The sequence below is a fragment of the Streptomyces sp. CB01635 genome, assembly GCF_002803065.1.
Taxonomy (GTDB): Bacteria; Actinomycetota; Actinomycetes; order Streptomycetales; family Streptomycetaceae; genus Streptomyces.
The window spans coordinates 718,105-736,221 of record NZ_NNBL01000003.1 but is presented as its reverse complement, the minus strand read 5'-3'; the positions used below and the strand labels follow the sequence as shown (position 1 = coordinate 736,221).

The 18,117-nt window shown below is 71.8% G+C and carries 16 protein-coding genes; 12 read left to right on the top strand and 4 right to left on the bottom strand.

Annotation, left to right across the window (positions count from 1 at the left end):
- Positions 1–68: 68 nt before the first annotated feature.
- Together ssuE and CG723_RS49170 are read right to left on the bottom strand one after the other, a co-directional pair.
- Positions 69–629, bottom strand: coding sequence for an NADPH-dependent FMN reductase (ssuE, locus tag CG723_RS11445; RefSeq protein ID WP_100593164.1), 561 nt, complete (start codon positions 627–629; stop codon positions 69–71).
- 227 nt (positions 630–856) lie between these two features.
- Positions 857–940: a putative leader peptide gene (locus tag CG723_RS49170; protein WP_351255852.1), complete on the bottom strand. Its 84-nt coding sequence runs from the start codon at positions 938–940 to the stop codon at positions 857–859.
- A gap of 197 nt (positions 941–1,137) precedes the next feature.
- Here CG723_RS49170 and CG723_RS11440 point away from each other — a divergent pair, with 197 nt between their 5' ends.
- The 5 genes from CG723_RS11440 to CG723_RS11415 all read left to right on the top strand — a co-directional run bounded on the left by CG723_RS11440 (position 1,138) and on the right by CG723_RS11415 (position 6,848).
- A complete protein-coding gene (locus CG723_RS11440) occupies positions 1,138–2,679 on the top strand; it encodes an ATP-dependent DNA ligase (RefSeq protein ID WP_100593163.1) in 1,542 nt (513 codons plus the stop codon).
- Positions 2,680–2,786: 107 nt separating this feature from the next.
- Positions 2,787–3,272, top strand: coding sequence for a cation:proton antiporter regulatory subunit (locus tag CG723_RS11435; RefSeq protein ID WP_234374240.1), 486 nt, complete (start codon positions 2,787–2,789; stop codon positions 3,270–3,272).
- 4 nt (positions 3,273–3,276) lie between these two features.
- Positions 3,277–4,569: a cation:proton antiporter gene (locus CG723_RS11430; RefSeq protein WP_100593162.1), complete on the top strand. Its 1,293-nt coding sequence runs from the start codon at positions 3,277–3,279 to the stop codon at positions 4,567–4,569.
- Positions 4,570–4,897: 328 nt separating this feature from the next.
- Entirely contained in the window at positions 4,898–5,362 is a 465-nt protein-coding gene (locus CG723_RS11420; protein WP_100593161.1) for an NUDIX domain-containing protein, read from the top strand.
- A 91-nt stretch (positions 5,363–5,453) separates the two neighbouring features.
- Positions 5,454–6,848, top strand: a complete 1,395-nt coding sequence (locus CG723_RS11415; RefSeq protein WP_100593160.1) for an NADP-dependent succinic semialdehyde dehydrogenase — start codon at positions 5,454–5,456, stop codon at positions 6,846–6,848.
- A 31-nt stretch (positions 6,849–6,879) separates the two neighbouring features.
- Here the strand turns inward: CG723_RS11415 and CG723_RS11410 are convergent, their stop codons facing one another.
- On the bottom strand, positions 6,880–7,413 hold the full coding sequence (locus CG723_RS11410) for a GNAT family N-acetyltransferase (protein WP_100593159.1): 534 nt from the start codon (positions 7,411–7,413) through the stop codon (positions 6,880–6,882).
- Positions 7,414–7,532: 119 nt separating this feature from the next.
- Positions 7,533–8,699, bottom strand: coding sequence for a xylose isomerase (gene xylA / locus CG723_RS11405; protein ID WP_100593158.1), 1,167 nt, complete (start codon positions 8,697–8,699; stop codon positions 7,533–7,535).
- Positions 8,700–8,865: 166 nt separating this feature from the next.
- On the opposite strand from xylA, the gene xylB reads away from it, so the two are divergent.
- The 7 genes from xylB (at position 8,866) to exaC (ending at position 18,080) form a co-directional block, all read left to right on the top strand.
- Positions 8,866–10,305, top strand: a complete 1,440-nt coding sequence (gene xylB / locus CG723_RS11400) for a xylulokinase (protein WP_100593157.1) — start codon at positions 8,866–8,868, stop codon at positions 10,303–10,305.
- A 76-nt stretch (positions 10,306–10,381) separates the two neighbouring features.
- Positions 10,382–11,587 (top strand): ROK family transcriptional regulator, encoded by a 1,206-nt coding sequence (locus CG723_RS11395; protein ID WP_100593817.1) that lies wholly within the window; start codon positions 10,382–10,384, stop codon positions 11,585–11,587.
- 248 nt (positions 11,588–11,835) lie between these two features.
- A complete protein-coding gene (locus tag CG723_RS11390) occupies positions 11,836–13,353 on the top strand; it encodes an APC family permease (protein WP_234374239.1) in 1,518 nt (505 codons plus the stop codon).
- Positions 13,350–14,381, top strand: a complete 1,032-nt coding sequence (locus CG723_RS11385) for an acetamidase/formamidase family protein (RefSeq protein WP_100593155.1) — start codon at positions 13,350–13,352, stop codon at positions 14,379–14,381. Before CG723_RS11390 ends, CG723_RS11385 begins: the two co-directional genes overlap by 4 nt.
- A gap of 68 nt (positions 14,382–14,449) precedes the next feature.
- Complete coding sequence (locus CG723_RS11380) at positions 14,450–15,046, top strand: N-acetylmuramoyl-L-alanine amidase (RefSeq protein ID WP_100593154.1); 597 nt, start codon at positions 14,450–14,452, stop codon at positions 15,044–15,046.
- Positions 15,047–15,203: 157 nt separating this feature from the next.
- The gene (locus tag CG723_RS11375) at positions 15,204–16,502 is read left to right on the top strand and encodes a GAF domain-containing protein (RefSeq protein ID WP_100593153.1); all 1,299 of its coding nucleotides are present in this window, start codon (positions 15,204–15,206) and stop codon (positions 16,500–16,502) included.
- Positions 16,503–16,556: 54 nt separating this feature from the next.
- Complete coding sequence (gene exaC / locus CG723_RS11370; protein ID WP_100593152.1) at positions 16,557–18,080, top strand: acetaldehyde dehydrogenase ExaC; 1,524 nt, start codon at positions 16,557–16,559, stop codon at positions 18,078–18,080.
- Positions 18,081–18,117 lie beyond the last annotated feature (37 nt).

Sequence of the window (18,117 nt, the reverse complement as noted above, 5' to 3'; positions counted from 1 at the left end):
GGGCGGGCTCCGATCGCAAGGGACTACAACGGGCTGTCAACAGGCCTCGACTGGGCAGGAGTTGACGGTCAGCTCGCCGCGGCGAGCAGGGGCCTCGCGGTACGCGTGAGCGCGCCGGAGAACTGGTCGACGACGCGGCTGAGCGCCTCGGCCGACCCCGGCGCGACACCGACCGTGCCGTCCGGGGCGACGGTGATGTCCTTGTCGAGGGTGAACCACCCCTGGACGATGTGGTCGGCACCCATGGAGTTGAGGACGGGCCGCAGCGCGTAGTCGAGGGCGAGGACATGCGCGGTGGTGCCTCCGGTGGCGAGCGGCAGCACGGTCTTGCCGTCGAGTCCGTACTGCGGCAGCAGGTCGAGGAGCGCCTTGAGGAGCCCGGAGTACGCGGCCTTGTAGACGGGCGTCGCGACGACGACCCCGTCGGCGCGGGCGAGGAGCTCGGTCGCCTCGACGATGGCCGGGTGGGCGAAGTCCGCGCCGAGGAGCGCCTCGGCGGGCAGGGTGCGGACGTCGAGCGCTATGACGTCGTGGCCCTGCGCTTCGAGCCGCGCGTCGAGGTGGCGCAGGAGTCGCGCCGTGCGGGAGGTGGCGGAGGGACTTCCGGAAATGGAGAGGACGGTGGCCATGACGGGACCCTTCGGACTGGAATTCGGCACGTGGAATGCGGGCAATGCGAAAGGCGCGAACGCAAAAACGCAGCAGTGCCGAAATTCAGGAATTCGCGCATGCCGAATACGCGGTGCGGTTCAGTGCGGTGCGGTGGGAAGCCGTGCGGAAATCGATCGGCACGGTGGAGGTCCGACGACGGCGGCCGCCGCGGAGGCGGCCAGGTCGCCGGGGCGTGTGTGGCTCGTCAGAGGGCGCGGCAACAGAAGGAGCTGGAGACGCGTGCGAGGTCGACATGGCGTCGCCGCGTGAGGTCCAGTCTCGTGTTCATGCCACCGATCCAACCAGGGGCGCGTCGCGCCAGTCAAGAAATCTCGGTGCCGGTCTCGCATCGCGGAACGGACATCCGATGAAGGGAGAATGGACACGGAGGGCGAGTCCCTTTCGGGAATCCCTTGATGGGTGCGGCTTATCGGCGGGAGCCCGTACCCTCGTGCGCCGCACCGCGACCCGGTGCACGATGGCTGCATGCTGTTCTCCCGGCTCGCACAGGTGTCCCAGGAGGTCGCGGCCACCAGGGCGCGGTCGCGGAAGATCGCGCTGCTCGCCGAGCTCTTCCGGGCGGCGGAGCCGGACGACGTACCGATCGTGATCCCTTACCTGGCGGGGCGTCTCCCGCAGGGGCGTCTCGGCATCGGGTGGCGGGTGCTGCGCGAACCGGTGGCGCCGGCCGCGCAGCCCCGGCTGACGGTCCAGGACGTCGACGCCGCGCTGACCGCCCTCGGCGATGTGGCAGGCGCCGGGTCGCAGGCCGAACGGACCCGTCTCGTCGGGGAGTTGATGGGCGCCGCGACAGGGGACGAGCAGCGGTTCCTGTTCGGTCTGCTCACCGGCGAGGTGCGGCAGGGAGCGCTCGACGCGGTGGCTCTGGAGGGGCTGGCGCAGGCGACCGGCGCGCCGCCGGAGGAGGTGCGGCGCGCGGTGATGCTGACCGGGTCGCTCCAGGTGGTGGCGCAGGCCCTGCTGGCCGAGGGCCCGGACGCGCTGGGCGAGTTCCAACTGACCGTCGGCCGCCCGGTGTTCCCGATGCTGGCGCACAGCGCGCCCTCGGTCGGGGAGGCCGTGGACAAGCTCGGGGCGTGCGCGGTGGAGGAGAAGCTGGACGGCATCCGCGTACAGGTCCACCGCGACGGCGACGTCGTACGCGTCTACACGCGCACGCTCGACGACATCACCGACCGGCTGCCCGAGGTCACGGCCGTGGCCGCCGGGCTCGACGGGGACCGCTTCATCCTCGACGGGGAGGTCATCGCGCTCGACGGGGACGGCCGGCCTCGCCCGTTCCAGGAGATCGCGAGCCGTGTCGGTTCGCGGGTGGACGTGGTGACGGCCGCCGGGTCCGTACCCGTGGTGCCGGTGTTCTTCGACGTCTTGTACGCGGGCGGGGACGAGCTGCTCGATCTGCCGTTCGCCGAGCGCCACGCGCGCCTGGCGCGGCTGGTACCGAAGGTGATGCGGGTGCGCCACGTCGTCGTTCCGGACGGGGAGGACGCGGCGGCCCGTGCGGCGGCCGACGCGTTCTTCGCCGACACCCTGCGCCGCGGTCATGAGGGCGTCGTCGTGAAGGGGCTCGACGCCCCGTACAGCGCGGGGCGGCGCGGCGCGTCCTGGCTGAAGGTGAAGCCCGTACACACGCTGGACCTGGTGGTGCTCGCGGCGGAGTGGGGGCACGGCCGGCGGACGGGCAAGCTGTCGAATCTGCACCTCGGTGCGCGCAGGCCGGACGGCTCCTTCGCGATGCTGGGCAAGACGTTCAAGGGGCTCACGGACGCGCTGCTCGCCTGGCAGACGGAGCGGCTGCGGGAGCTGGCCACGAGCGACGACGGACATGTCGTCACGGTGCGGCCCGAGTTGGTCGTGGAGATCGCCTACGACGGTCTGCAGAAGTCCACCCGCTACCCGGCCGGCGTCACGCTGCGCTTCGCGCGCGTGGTGCGGTACCGCGAGGACAAGACAGCCGAGGACGCGGACACGGTCGAGACGGTGCTCGCCGCGCACCCAGCCCCGTAGCAAGACCGTTTCTTTGCCAAATATTGGGGCCGATAGGGTGACACGTGGCGCCCGGTACCTGCAGGCGCCATGCATCACCCAGGACAAGCACGGACAAGGGGAGAGCTGTGCCCGCTTCACGTCTGAGCCGCACGCCACTGCCGGGGATCGGCTTCCGGTACGACCTGACCACTCGCGACCAACGCCAGGTGTCGGTGGTCGCGCACCGGGACGGCGGGCGCACCCTGAGCGCCTACCGGACCGACGACCCGGACGCCTGCGACCTGTCGCTGAAGCTGACGTCCGGTGAGGCGGCCGCGCTGATCGACGCGCTGATGCCGTCCCACCACAGCCCGAACCTGCTGCACACCACCGATCTGGGCCTCGTCGCCGAGCGCATCGAGATCGGCGCGACCTCGCACTGGAACGGACGCCTGCTCGGCGAGACCCAGCTGCGCACAGAGACCGGCGCCTCGATCGTGGCCGTACTGCGGCGCGCCGAGGCGATCCCGTCGCCCACCCCCGACTTCCGGCTCGCCGGCGGGGACACCGTGATCGTCATCGGCACCCGCGAGGGCGTGGAAGCGGCGGCGACGATACTCGGAAGGGAGTGATCGGATGCACTCCGCGGTGTTCCTCATCGAGTTCGGGGCGATCATCCTCGCGCTCGGCCTCCTGGGCAGATTCGCCGGGCGGTTCCGGTTCTCACCCATCCCCCTCTACCTCCTCGCGGGCCTCGCGTTCGGCGAGGGCGGGCTGCTCCCGCTCGGCGCGAGCGAGGAGTTCGTGGCGATCGGCGCCGAGATCGGCGTCATCCTGCTGCTGCTGATGCTGGGCCTGGAGTACACGGCCAGCGATCTCGTCAGCAACCTCAAGACGCAGTACCCGGCGGGCCTGGTCGACTGCGCGTTCAACGCGCTGCCGGGCGCCGCGGCCGCGCTGCTGATGGGATGGGGCCCGGTGGCGGCCGTCGTCCTCGCCGGTGTCACGTGGATCTCGTCATCGGGTGTGATCGCCAAGGTGCTCGGCGACCTCGGCCGGGTCGGCAACCGGGAGACCCCGGTGATCCTCAGCATCCTGGTCCTCGAGGACCTGGCGATGGCGGTCTATCTGCCGATCATCACGGCGCTGCTCGCCGGTGTCGGCTGGGCGGCGGGCGGTGTCACCCTGGCCATCGCGCTCGGGGCCGCCGGCCTCGTCCTGTTCCTCGCCGTGCGGTACGGCCGTCTCATCTCCCGGTTCGTCTCCAGCGACGACCCGGAGAAGCTGCTCCTGGTGGTGCTCGGCCTGACGATCCTGGTCGCGGGGATCGCGCAGCAGCTCCAGGTGTCGGCGGCGGTCGGCGCGTTCCTCGTCGGCATCGCCCTGTCCGGTGAGGTCGCCGAGGGCGCCCACTCGCTGCTGCTGCCGCTGCGCGACCTGTTCGCCGCCGTGTTCTTCGTCTTCTTCGGCCTGCACACCGACCCCGCGAGCATTCCGCCGGTCCTGCTTCCGGCGCTCGCTCTCGCGGTCGTCACGGCCTGCACGAAGATCGCGACTGGCTACTGGGCGGCGCGGCGGGCGAAGATCTCCGTCAAGGGCCGCTGGCGTGCCGGCGGCGCTCTCGTGGCGCGCGGCGAGTTCTCCATCGTCATCGCGGGCCTGGCGGTCACAGCCGGGATCGAGCCCAGGCTCGGTCCGCTGGCGACCGCGTACGTCCTGATCCTCGTCATCGTCGGACCGCTGACGGCGCGCTTCACCGAGCCCGTCGCCGCGCGCGTGTCGCGGTGGCGGCAGCGCGGCGACGCACCGGCCGCGGCGGTCACCGCGGGCGCGAGCATCGTGCCCGCGCAGCGGGACCCGCAGGATCCGGTCGGCCCCGAGGCGGAGGCGCACGGCACGTCCGGGCGGGCCTCGAACTCCTCGCCCTGACCCGGTCACCCGACCGGGCGTAGACCATCCAGGTCGCCGCCCGGTACGGGTGCCCGGACCACGGACACGATCCGTGCCGCCCGGGTGCGGAGCGAAGGCGGGGACCAATGTGCCCAAAACCGTCCGGGGCACACGACTGCGCATGGGTTCTGGCAACAGGACTCACTCCCGCTCGGTCCTCAGGACGAACCGCCCACCTGCCGGCTGGTGTCGACCATCGCGGACGCGACGCCCGCGTCGTGCACGGCGAAACGGTCTTCTGGAGGCACCGTGGATCGCCCGCCCGATTCCAGGCGCCGTTCACATGTAGCACGCCGACACTGGTGCCATGGCGTACAAGAAGCAGAGCGCGGGCCTGCTGCTGTTCCGGCGCACGGCCGCCGGCACCGAGGTGCTGCTCGGACACATGGGCGGCCCGTTCTGGGAGCGGCGCGACGCCGGGGCGTGGACCGTGCCGAAGGGCGAGTACGAGGACGACGAGGAGCCGTGGGCGGCGGCGCGCAGGGAGTTCCAGGAGGAACTGGGCCTTGCCCCGCCGGACGGCACGCCGGTGCCGCTCGGCGACACCGTGCAGTCCGGCGGCAAGCACGTCACCGTGTGGGCCGTGGAGGGCGACCTCGACCTGGACGGCTTCGTGCCCGGCACGTTCACGATGGAGTGGCCGAAGGGCTCGGGGCGCATGGCCGAGTTCCCCGAGCTGGACCGCGCGGCCTGGCTCGGGCTCGACGCGGCGCGTCCCCTCGTGGTGCAGGCGCAGACCGTCTTCCTCGACCGGCTCGCCGAGCACGTCTGACTGCCGCGCCACCGGGTACACGGTCCGTCCGCGTTGCGCGGCGCGACGTGGCGCGGCAAGGTCGAAGCACCGCGCAGAGGAGGTCACCCCCATGCCCATCGCGACGGTCAACCCCGCGAACGGCGAGACGCTCAAGACGTACGACGCCCTGACCGACGAGGAGATCGAGCACCGGCTCCTTCTCGCCGCCGGCACGTTCCGCACGTACCGCACCACCACGTTCTTCGAACGGGCCCGGCTGCTCCAGGCCGCCGCGGACCTGCTCGACGCGGACCGTGACGACATCGCACGCGTCATGACCACCGAGATGGGCAAGCCCGTCGTGGCGGCGCGCGCGGAGGCCGCGAAGTGCGCGAAGGCGATGCGCTGGTACGCGGAGCACGCGCAGGAACTCCTCGCCGACGAGCACCCCTCGGCCAAGGACGTGGAGGACTCCGGCGCGGTCAGCGCCCATGTCCGCTACCGGCCGCTGGGCGTCGTCCTCGCCGTCATGCCGTGGAACTTCCCGCTGTGGCAGGTCGTACGGTTCGCCGCGCCCGCCCTGATGGCAGGGAACGTGGGACTGCTCAAGCACGCGTCGAACGTGCCGCAGACCGCGCTCTACCTCCAGGACCTGTTCCGCAGGGCCGGGTTCCCCGACGGGTGCTTCCAGACGCTGCTCATCGGCTCGCGCGCGGTCGAGGGCGTACTCCGCGATGAGCGGGTCGTGGCGGCGACGCTGACCGGGAGCGAGCCGGCGGGACGTTCCGTCGCCTCGATCGCGGGCGACGAGGTCAAGAAGACGGTCCTTGAGCTGGGCGGCAGCGACCCGTTCGTCGTGCTGCCGTCGGCCGACGTGGCGAAGGCCGCGAAGGTCGCTGTGACGGCGCGGGCGCAGAACAACGGGCAGTCGTGCATCGCGGCGAAGCGGTTCATCGTGCACACGGACGTGTACGACGAGTTCGCCGAGCTGTTCGTCTCCGGGATGCGGGCCCTGCGCGTGGGCGACCCGATGGACGAGAACACCGACGTCGGGCCGCTCGCCAGCGAGCAGGGCCGCGCCGACCTGGAAGAACTCGTGGACGACGCCGTGGAGTGCGGCGCGACGGTGCTGTGCGGCGGCCGGCGCCCCGAGGCGTACGCCAAGAGCGGCTGGTACTACGAGCCGACGGTCATCACCGACATCACGCAGGACATGCGCATCCACCGCGAGGAGACCTTCGGCCCGGTCGCCACGCTGTACCGCGTCGGCGACCTGGACGAGGCCGTCGCCCTCGCCAACGACTCACCGTTCGGGCTGAGTTCCAACGTGTGGACTCATGACGCGGCGGAGATCGACCGCTTCGCCCGCGACATCGAGGCGGGCGGCGTCTACGTCAACGGAATGACGGCCTCGCACCCGGCCTTCCCGTTCGGCGGCGTCAAGCGCTCCGGCTACGGCAGGGAGCTCTCGGCCCACGGAATCCGCGAGTTCTGCAACATCACCACGGTGTGGGTCGGGGCCTGAACCGTCCGCGCCATGCCCTTGAGGTCAGGGATCAGGGGCGGGCCTCTGGCATGACCCGTGGGGCACGCACCAGGAACACGTCGATCGGGTCCTCCGATTCGAGGGTGAAGCCGTGGCGCTCGTAGAGGCGGCGGGCCGCGCTGCCCTGGACGACGTCCAGGCGTACGGTCTCGCCCGCCGCGTCGGCCCGGTCGAGCAGTGCGCGCAGGACAGCCGTGCCGAGACCCCTGCCCTGCTGTTCCGGGGCGAGGTAGAAGTGCTCGATCCACTGGCCGCCGGACTGCGCCGGGCGCATCGTGACGCTGCCCACGAACGCGCCGTCGGCCAGGACGACGGAGGTGTACCGCTCGGAGAACGTGTCACGCAGCCGCTGCCGGACTCGGTGCTCGTCGTAGCGGCCGAGGCGCACCAGGTCCGGTCGCATGACGACGGCGCGCAGCTCGGCGATCGGCTCCACGTCGGCGGGCCCGGCGGCCCTCAGCTCCCACCGGACGCCGGGCGGCCGGGCGGCCTCGGAACCCTTCTGACCAGGCGGTTCCGCGTATTCCGTCGTGCGTGTGTCCATCGCCGAAGTATCCCAGAGGCCACGTACGTCCCGGTGCGCCGCCCGGGGGCAACGGCTGAGGCTCGGCCCCCGCACGGGAGTTGGCGGGGGCCGAACCGGGCACTACGCGCGCGTGGCCGTCAGCCCCGGGCCGCCAGCAGGTGGTCCATCGCCAGCTGGTCGAGGCGCTCGAAGGCCATGCCGCGGGCGGCGGCCGCCTCCACGTCGAAGCCCTCGAAGGCGCTCGCGTCGGCGAGCAGCCCCGACAGGCCGTCGGCGGCGGTGGGCTGCACCAGCTCGTCGAGCCGCGAGGCGCGCAGCGCCTCCTGAACCTCCGGGTCGGCCCGGAACGCGGCCGCACGCTCGCGCAGGATCAGGTAGTTGCGCATGCAGCCCTCGGCCGACGCCCACACGCCGTCGTAGTCCTCGGTGCGCGGCGGCTTGAAGTCGAAGTGCCGCGGCCCCTCGTACCCGGCGGTCTCCAGCAGGTCGACCAGCCAGAACGCCGAGCGCAGGTCGCCCGCGCCGAAGCGGAGGTCCTGGTCGTACTTGATGCCCGTCTGGCCGTTGAGGTCGATGTGGAAGAGCTTGCCCGCCCACAGTGCCTGGGCGATGCCGTGCGGGAAGTTGAGCCCCGCCATCTGCTCGTGGCCCACCTCCGGGTTCACGCCGTACATCTCGGGCCGCTCCAGGCGCTCGATGAAGGCGAGGGCGTGGCCGACAGTGGGCAGGAGGATGTCGCCGCGCGGCTCGTTCGGCTTCGGCTCGATCGCGAACTTCAGGTCGTAGCCCTGCTGAACGACGTACTCGCCGAGCAGGTCGAACGCCTCCTTCATCCGGTCGAGCGCGGCCCGTACGTCCTTGGCCGCGCCGGATTCGGCACCCTCGCGGCCGCCCCAGGCGACGTACGTCTTCGCCCCGAGTTCGACGGCGAGATCGATGTTGCGGATGGTCTTGCGCAGGGCGTACCGGCGCACGTCCCGGTCGTTCGCGGTGAACGCGCCGTCCTTGAAGACGGGGTGCGTGAAGAGGTTCGTGGTGGCCATCGGGACGATCAGGCCGGTGGAGTCGAGGGCCTGCCGGAAGCGCTTGACGTGCGACTCGCGCTCGGTGTCCGAGGCCCCGAAGGGGATCAGGTCGTCGTCGTGGAACGTCACTCCGTAGGCGCCGAGGTCGGCCAGGCGCCGCACGGACTCGGCCGGGTCGAGGGCGGCGCGGGTGGCGTCGCCGAACGGGTCGCGCCCCTGCCAGCCGACCGTCCACAGGCCGAAGCTGAACTTGTCGTCGGGGGTGGGTCGGTACGTCATGTCGCGGCTCCTCGCCAGTCACGCCTATTTCGTCATGGCACTTTACAAATTAGTATGCGGACACGCCACTGGGAAGAGGCACATCGGGAGAGCATCGGGTGAACGCTCTGTCGCACATGTACCTCGGACAGCCACGGAATCGTTTTGTCGGGAACGGGAGAGCCGGATGTCATCAGCCGATGGACCACTCGTCGTCGGGGTGGACAGCTCCACGCAGTCCACGAAGGCCCTGGTCGTCGACGCCGCCACGGGCGCGGTCGTGGCGAGCGGCCAGGCACCCCACACGGTCAGCTCGGGGCAGGGCCGCGAGAGCGACCCCGAGCAGTGGTGGACCGCACTGTGCGAGGCGCTGCGCCAGTGCGGTGATGCGGCGCACCGGGCCTCGGCAGTGTCGGTCGGCGGTCAGCAGCACGGCCTCGTCACGCTCGACGCCGCCGGCCGGCCGGTACGTCCCGCGCTGCTCTGGAACGATGTGCGTTCGGCGCCCCAGGCCCGCCGCCTCATCGACGAGATGGGCGGCCCCAAGGCGTGGGCCGAGCGGGTGGGCAGTGTGCCCGGGGCCTCGTTCACCGTCAGCAAGTGGGCATGGCTGGCCGAGCACGAGCCGGACGCGGTACGCGCCACGGCCGCCGTGCGGCTGCCGCACGACTACCTCACGCAGCGGCTGACCGGCGACGGCACGACGGACCGGGGCGACGCCTCGGGCACGGGCTGGTGGGCCTCGGCCACGGAGTCGTACGACGACGACATCCTCGCGCGCGTGGGGCTCGATCCGGCGCTGCTCCCCCGGGTCGTGCGCCCCGGAGAGGTGGCCGGTACGGTCCACGGCTCGGGTGAACTGCCCTTCTCCAGGGGGACGCTGGTGGCCGCGGGCACGGGCGACAATGCGGCGGCCGCCCTCGGCCTCGGACTCCGGCCCGGCACCCCGGTCCTCAGCCTCGGCACGTCCGGCACGGTGTACGCGGTGTCGCGGCACCGCCCCGCGGACCCGACCGGCACTGTCGCCGGCTTCGCCGACGCGCGCGGCGACTGGCTGCCACTCGCGTGCACCCTGAACTGCACGCTGGCCGTCGACCGGGTCGCCGCGCTGCTCGGCCTGGACCGCGAGGCCGTGGAACCCGGCGGCGACATCACGCTGCTGCCGTACCTGGACGGCGAGCGCACCCCCGATCTGCCGAACGCCTCAGGGCTGTTGCACGGACTGCGGCACGACACCACGGGAGGCCAGCTCCTGCAGGCCGCCTACGACGGCGCAGTCCACGCGCTCTTGGGCGCGCTCGACCTGGTCCTCGACGCTGACGCCGACCTGTCGGTGCCGCTGCTGCTCATCGGGGGCGGCGCCCGGGGAACGGCCTGGCAGCAGACCGTACGACGGCTCTCGGGCCGTGCGGTGCAGGTGCCCGAGGCCCGCGAGCTGGTCGCGCTCGGCGCCGCGGCACAGGCCGCCGGGCTGTTGACCGGGGAGGATCCGGCGGCGGTGGCGCGGCGCTGGGGAACGGCGCAGGGGCCTGTTCTGGATCCTGTGGAGCAGGACGCGGCGGCGCTGGCACGGATCTCCGGGGTACTCTCCGACGCGGCCCCGCTCCTGGACAGGGGTCCGCGCTGACCACCCCGTCGACCGAGGATCCAGGAAGGCCGACGGCCGCGTGCGCCGGCCCGACCCCATGGGAGTGTCCGGAGGCATGACCGCACCACTGCACGAGCCCCGGCCCGGCACGCCCGACACCCAGCAGGGCATGCGCCGGCGCAACCTCTCGCGGGTCATGCACTCCGTCGCCACGGACGGACCGTTGTCGCGGGCCACGGTCGCCCAGCACATCGGGCTGACCAGGGCCGCGGTTTCGACGCTCGTCGACGAACTGATCCGGTCGGGTCTGATCGAGGAGCTCGGCCCGCAGCGGCCCGGCAGGGTCGGGCGTCCCGGCTCGGCACTCGTCGTCAGCCGCAGCGGTCCCGCCGGGATCGGGGCCGAGGTCGGTGTCGACCATCTCGCGGTGTGCGCGGTCGATCTCAGCGGCGAGGTACGCGCGCGTGCCGTGCGCCGCGTCGCCAACCGCGGGCGCGCGCCCGGCCCCGTCCTCAAGGAACTGTCCGTGCTGATCCGGGAGGTGACGGCCCGTGCCGAACGGGAGGGGCTGCGCCCGGCGGGCCTCGCGGTCGCGGTGCCGGGCCTGGTCGCGCGCGGCACGCATACGGTGGTCCGGGCGCCCAACCTGGACTGGCACGACACGGACGTCTCCGCCCTGCTGCCGACACCGGCCGAGCCACGGTCCGTTCTGCCGCTGAGCGTCGACAACGAGGCGAATTTCGGGGCACTCGCCGAGCTCTGGCTCGGCGAGGAGACCCCCGCCGACTTCCTGCACGTCTCGGCCGAGATCGGCATCGGCGCGGCGCTCGTCGTCGACGGCAAGCTGCTGCGCGGAACCCGTGGATTCGCGGGCGAGTTGGGGCACGTTCCGGTCCGCCCTGAGGGCCCGGCGTGCCCGTGCGGAGGGCGCGGCTGCCTGGAGCAGTACGCGGGCGAGGAGGCCGTGCTGCGCGCGGCGGGCCTCGGTCCCGGCGAGGACCGGGTGGGCCTGCTCGCCGAGCGCGCCGCGGCAGGGGACACGGATGCCCGGCGGGCGCTGCGCGGGGCCGGGGCCGCCATGGGCATCGCGCTGACCGGGGCGGTGAACCTCCTCGACCCTCGGGCGGTCGTGCTCGGCGGGGCGCTGTCGCGTCTCGCGCCGTGGCTACTGCCCGCGCTGGAGCGGGAGTTGACGCGCCGGACGGCGACGCCGGCCGACGGGGTGACGGTGTCGCGCCTGGGGTCCGACGGCCCTCTGCTCGGTGCGGCGCACTCGGTGGTGCGGGCGGTGCTCGACGACCCGGTGGCGGCGAGCGTGTAGGACACCGATGGCCGTCTGGACCCCTGGGCCGTGGCGCGCGGGTCGCGTGGACCCCCTGCGCCGTGGCGCGCGAAGTGCCAGAGGTTCGGACCTCTGACGTGCGGTTGTTCACAATGGGCGAGTTATCCACAGGCCCGCCGCGCCCCCTTCCGCCCCAACCGCCAAGGCCCTTAACGTAATTCACGCGGAACGCCACCGCCTCGGCGCGGTGGCGCGGTCACGTGGATCGGGGGATTCAGGTGTCGGGGGTGGACGTTCAGAACGGAACGGGACTGCGGCGCGGGGCGATCGGGCTGCGCGAGGTCCTGTTCCAGAGCATCACGGCGATGGCGCCGGCGGCCGCGGTCGCCGCGTCGATCCCGGCGGGTACGGCGTTCGCGGGCGGCAGCCTGCCGCTGTCCGTGCTGATCGCGCTGGTGGCCTGTCTGTTCACGGCGTCGTGCGTGGCGGAGCTGGCACGCGAACTGCCCGCGGCCGGCTCCGTATCGACGTACGCCGCGCGCGGCCTCCATCCGAGCGTGGGTTTCCTCGTCGGCTGGGGCTATGTGTTCGTCGAGGCCCTTGTGCCGCCTCTGCTTCTGCTGCAGCTGGGCTTCACCACGGCCGGGACGCTGCACAACGAGTGGTCGTCGTACCCGGCGGACCTGTGGTGGCCGTGGTCGCTCGCCGGAGCCGCGATCATCGCCGTGGCAGGCTACTTCGGAGTGCGCGCGTCGGCACGCTTCGGGACGGTGCTCGGCGCCTTCGAAGTCGTCGTCTTCCTGGCCTTCGCGATCCTGCTGATCTCGAAGGCGGGCGGCGACAACACCCTTTCGGTGTTCGGCACTTCGCACTCGGCACCGGGGTACGAGGGCTGGAGCGGCGTCTTCGCCGGTTCGGTGTACACGGTGCTGGCGTTCGCCGGTTTCGAGGCGGCGGCGCCCCTCGCCGAGGAGACCCGCGACCCACGGCGCACCATGCACCGGGCCGTCCTCGGGGCGGCCCTGGCGATCGGGCTCTTCTACGTACTGACGACGTACGCGATGTCGGTGTACTTCGGGCCCGGCAGGTTCGCGACGTTCGGAGCGGAGGGCGCCGCGTCGTGGGAGGGCGTGGCCCGCGCCTCCTTCGGCCTCTTCTGGGTCCTGGTGTTCCTGGCGGTGGTGAACTCGACGATCGCGAACGCCAACGCGTGCGCCAACGTCTCGACACGCACGGCGTTCGCCCTCGGCCGGATCGGCGTCTTCCCGAGCGGCTTCGCGCGCCTGCACCCGGTGCGCCGCTCCCCCGTCACCGGCGTCGCCGTCCAGTTCGTCGTCGCGGTCGCGGCGATGCTCGGGCTCGGTTTCGCCTACGACCCGGTGACGGCGTTCCTGCTCCTGGCGACGGTGATCGTCACGGTCATCATCGGTGTGTACATCGTGGCGAACCTCGCCTGTGCCGGGTACTTCCTGCGCCGCGGTCGCTCCGCTCTGCGCCCGGTGCGCCATCTCGTCCTCCCGCTCCTCGGCATCGTCGCCTTCGTGCCCGCGCTGCTCACGGCCGCGGGCCTACCGGTCTTCGACTTCGTGTCGGAGCTGACGGCGCCGGTTTCCTACGCGGGCCCGGTCGTCGCCGCGTGGATGCTCGCAGGGGTCGTGGTGCTCGCAGTGCTCCTGCGGCGCCATCCGGAACGTATAGCGGAGACCGGACGCGTCCATCTCGACGACGACGCACCCGACGGAGCACCGGCCCCAGGCCCGGACCCTGACGCACCCACCTCACAGAGCGGAGCAGCACAGCGATGAACGACCCCAGGATCCTGACCGTGCGGCCCGAACCGGGCGAGTACGCCTACACGTTCGGCGGCGCGCCGCCCATCGCCCGGATCGTGCCGGGCACGGTCCTGGACCTGTACACGGAGGACTGTTTCGACGGGCGGGTGCGGTCCGAGAAGGACCTGGTGTCGCAGGTGTGCGAGTTCCCGTTCCTCAATCCGCAGACCGGGCCCTTCCACATCGAGGGCGCCGAACCCGGCGACACGGTCGCGGTGCACTTCGTCTCCGTCGAGCCGGCCCGCGACTGGGCGGCGTCTACGACAGTCCCGCTCTTCGGCGCACTCACGTCCACCCACACCACGGCCACGCTCCAGCCGCCGCTGCCCGAGGTCGTATGGATGTGGCACCTCGACCGGGAGCGACGCACGACCCGGTTCACTGCGCACGACAGCGACTTCCAGGTCGAGCTGCCGATGGACCCGATGCACGGAACGGTCGGCGTGGCACCGGCGAACCTCGAGGTCCGCTCGGCGCTCGTCCCGGACGCGCACGGCGGCAACATGGACTCGCCGGAGATGCGGGCGGGCGTCACCTGCTACCTCGGGGTGAACGTCGAGGGCGCGCTGCTCAGCCTCGGCGACGGGCACGCGCGGCAGGGCGAGGGCGAGACGTGCGGCGTCGCCGTCGAGTGCGCCATGCGGACCGTCGTGATCGTCGAGCTCCTCAAGGGCGTCGCCACGCCGTGGCCGCGCATCGAGTCGGACACGCACATCATCTCGACCGGGTCGGCGCGGCCTCTCGAGGACGCGTTCCGGATATCCCAACTCGATCTGGTGCGCTGGCTGGAGCGCGACTACGGCTTCAGTGAGCTGGACGCCTACCAGTTCGCCTCGCAGACCGTCGAGTCGCCGCTCGCCAACGTCTGCGACACGAACTACACGTGCGTGGCGAAACTCCGTAAGGAGTGGCTGCCGGCACGGGAGACGCATCGCGGGCTGCACGCGCACTTGAGGGACGTCGCCGCGACGCTCCCCCGACCGGACCACCGCACCTTCTGACGACGCACCGTTCGCTGTTCGCAGACAAAGCCCTGCCCCACCGTCCCCACCAGAGAGGCAGACCAGTCATGGACCGAAGGCCACTTCCGAGCCGGCGCCGGTTGCTCCAGGCCGGCGCGCTCGCCGCCGTGCCCGCAGCACTGCTCCCCGCCGCCCGCGCCTGGGCCGGGGCGCAGGCCGTCGACTATCCGGGCGCCGAGTCCGTCCCTGCCAGCACCTCCAACTACACGGCGTCCAGCCGTCCCACCAGCTATCCCCTGAACTACGTGATCATCCACGTAACCCAGGAGACGTACGCCGACGCCCTGGCCATCTTCCAGAACCCGGCCAAGAAGGTCTCCGCGCACTACGTGGTCCGCTCGTCCGACGGCCACATCGCCCAGTGCGTCCGCGAGCGCAACATCGCCTGGCACGCCGGGAATTGGGACTACAACACCCGAAGCATCGGCATCGAGCACGAGGGCTGGGTCGACCAGCCGGAGTACTTCACCGACGCGCTCTACCAGTCGTCGGCCAATCTGACCGCCGCGATCTGCGCCAAGTACGGCATACCCATGGACCGCCAGCACATCCTCGGGCACTACGAGGTCCCCGGCACGGACCACACCGACCCTGGCCCGTACTGGGACTGGTCCCGCTACATCAGGATGGTCAACTTCGCCTGAGTGGTGGCCAGGAGCGCAGCGGGGTCGGCCTGCCCGGCGCGCACGCACTGTGACGCATCCGTGCGGATCAGTGTCGGGACGCTTGTCCGTATGCGTCCCCGGCGCGACGATGTCCCCACAGCGATGCACCGCCGCATCGCCCGCCGGGGAGGCCGACTTGACCGATCCATGGGTGGCCCTGGAGCCGGGCACCGATCCGTCCGAGCGGGTACGGGTCCTGCGCCGCGCGCACGAGACGTTCACCGCCGCGGGGACCGTGTCCCGCCCGGTGCGCTCCGTGGTGGCCGATTCCTGGCGGCGCTCCGCCGGAGCGCACGTCAGCCCGGACGCCTCCGCGTCGGTGGAGCTGAGCGACGGCGACCTCGGGGCGTACCGCGCCGAGCATCCGCTGGCCCGGGTCATGCCGCTGTTCCGTGAACTCATGGGCACGTTCGCCCAGGACGGCGAGCATCTGCTCGCCGTGTGTGACGCGCACGGCAGGCTCCTGTGGGTCGAGGGCGACCGGACGACGCGGCAGCGGGCCGGGAAGATGAACTTCGTGCCGGGCGCGCGCTGGTCGGAGACGGCGATGGGGACGAACGCGCCGGGCACGGCCGTGGCGGTCGACCGGCCCGTCCAGGTGTTCGCCGCCGAGCACTTCATCCGGCGCGTCCAGCCGTGGACCTGCGCGGCGGCCCCCGTGCACGATCCGCGTTCGGGGCGGCTGCTCGGCGCCGTCGACATCACGGGCGGGGACGGGCTTGCCCATCCGCACAGCCTCGCCTTCGTGCAGGCGGTGGCCCGTGCGGCGGAGTCCCAGCTGGCGCTGCTCGCGCCGCCGCCTTCGGACGCGGACAGTCTCCGGCTCACCGCGCTCGGCCGGGACGAGGCGCTCCTCATCACGAGCGGCGGACGCAAGATCCGCCTCAGCCGCCGGCACAGCGAGATCCTCGTCCTGCTGGCCCGCCACCCGGAGGGCCTGACCGGCGACGAGCTGCTGTGCGCCCTGTACGAGGACGAGTCGGTCACACCTGTGACGCTGCGGGCCGAACTGGCGCGCCTGCGCCGGGTACTCGGCCCCGACATCCTCGGCTCGCGCCCCTACCGCCTGGCGGCGCCCGTCGAGTCCGACTTCGGGACGGTCGAGCGGCGCCTGGGGACGGGCGCGGTGACGGCGGCCGCCGCCGCGTTCGGCGGACCGCTGCTGCCCGGCTCGCAGGCCCCTGCCGTCGTTCGTATACGGCGCAGGCTCACCGACGAGATTCGTGCCGCGCTCATCGCGCGGGGCGACCCCGACCTGCTCGCGGACTGGGCGCACGCACCGTGGGGCGAGGAGGACCTCGACGTGTGGCGGGCGCTGGCCACGGTGCGCCCGGCGCCGCCCGTGCTCGCCCGGCTCAGGGAACTCGACGCGGAACAGGCCGCGCCCGGCCCCCCGACGTCGTTCGCAACGTATCTGCAACGTCCGCGCGCCTAGCCTCCGTGCGAAAGCTGCCCAACGGCGGGCGGCTCGCACGGGAGGCCAGCCAAGATGACCCTTTACGCAGCACCCGGTACCAACGGCTCAGTCGTCTCCTACCAGGCCCGCTACGACCACTTCATCGGCGGCGAGTACGTGCCGCCGGCCCTCGGCCAGTACTTCGAGAACCCGAGCCCGGTCAACGGGAAGCCGTTCACGGAGATCGCCAGGGGCACCGAGGCGGACGTCGAGCGCGCCCTCGACGCGGCGCACGCCGCCGCGCCCGCCTGGGGCCGTACGTCGCCCACCGCGCGCGCCGACATCCTCCTCAAGATCGCCGACCGGATGGAGGCGAACCTCGAGAAGCTGGCGGTCGCCGAGACCTGGGAGAACGGCAAGCCGGTCCGCGAGACGCTCGCCGCCGACATCCCGCTCGCGATCGACCACTTCCGCTACTTCGCCGGCGCCCTGCGCGCCCAGGAGGGCTCGCTCAGCGAGATCGACGACGACACGATCGCGTACCACTTCCACGAGCCGCTCGGCGTGGTGGCGCAGATCATTCCGTGGAACTTCCCGATCCTGATGGCCACTTGGAAGCTGGCCCCGGCCCTCGCGGCGGGCAACGCGGTGGTCCTCAAGCCCGCGGAGCAGACCCCGGCTTCCATCCACTACTGGCTGAGCCTGGTCGCCGACCTGCTGCCGCCGGGTGTCGTGAACGTCGTCAACGGCTTCGGCGTGGAGGCGGGCAAGCCGCTCGCGTCCAGCGCGCGTGTGGCGAAGGTCGCGTTCACCGGCGAGACGACGACGGGCCGGCTGATCATGCAGTACGCGTCCGAGAACATCAAGCCGGTCACCCTCGAACTCGGCGGCAAGTCGCCGAACATCTTCTTCGACGACGTGTGGGCGAAGGACGACGACTTCCGCGACAAGGCCCTCGAGGGCTTCACGATGTTCGCCCTCAACCAGGGCGAGGTCTGCACGTGTCCCTCGCGGGCGCTGATCCAGCAGGGCCACTACAGCGAGTTCCTCGACGCGGCGATCGCGCGCACGGAGGCCATCAGGCCGGGCAATCCGCTCGACACCGACACGATGATCGGCGCCCAGGCGTCCAACGACCAGCTCCAGAAGATCCTCTCCTACCTGGACATCGGCCAGCAGGAGGGCGCGAAGGTCCTGACGGGTGGTCAGCGCATCGAATACGACGGCGAGCTGGCAGGCGGCTACTACGTCCAGCCCACCATCTTCGAGGGCAACAACCGCATGCGGATCTTCCAGGAGGAGATCTTCGGCCCGGTCGTCTCGGTCGCCTCGTTCGCCGACTACGACGACGCCATCAAAATCGCCAACGACACGCTGTACGGCCTCGGCGCGGGCGTGTGGACCCGCGACATCAACACGGCGTACCGCGCGGGCCGTTCGATCCAGGCGGGCCGAGTCTGGACGAACTGCTACCACGCGTACCCGGCCCACGCCGCCTTCGGTGGCTACAAGCAGTCGGGCATCGGCCGCGAGAACCACAAGATGATGCTGGAGCACTACCAGCAGACGAAGAACCTTCTGGTGTCGTACTCGGCGCAGAAGCTCGGGTTCTTCTAGAGCCTCGAGTCGGGTACCTGAAGGGTACGTTGACCCT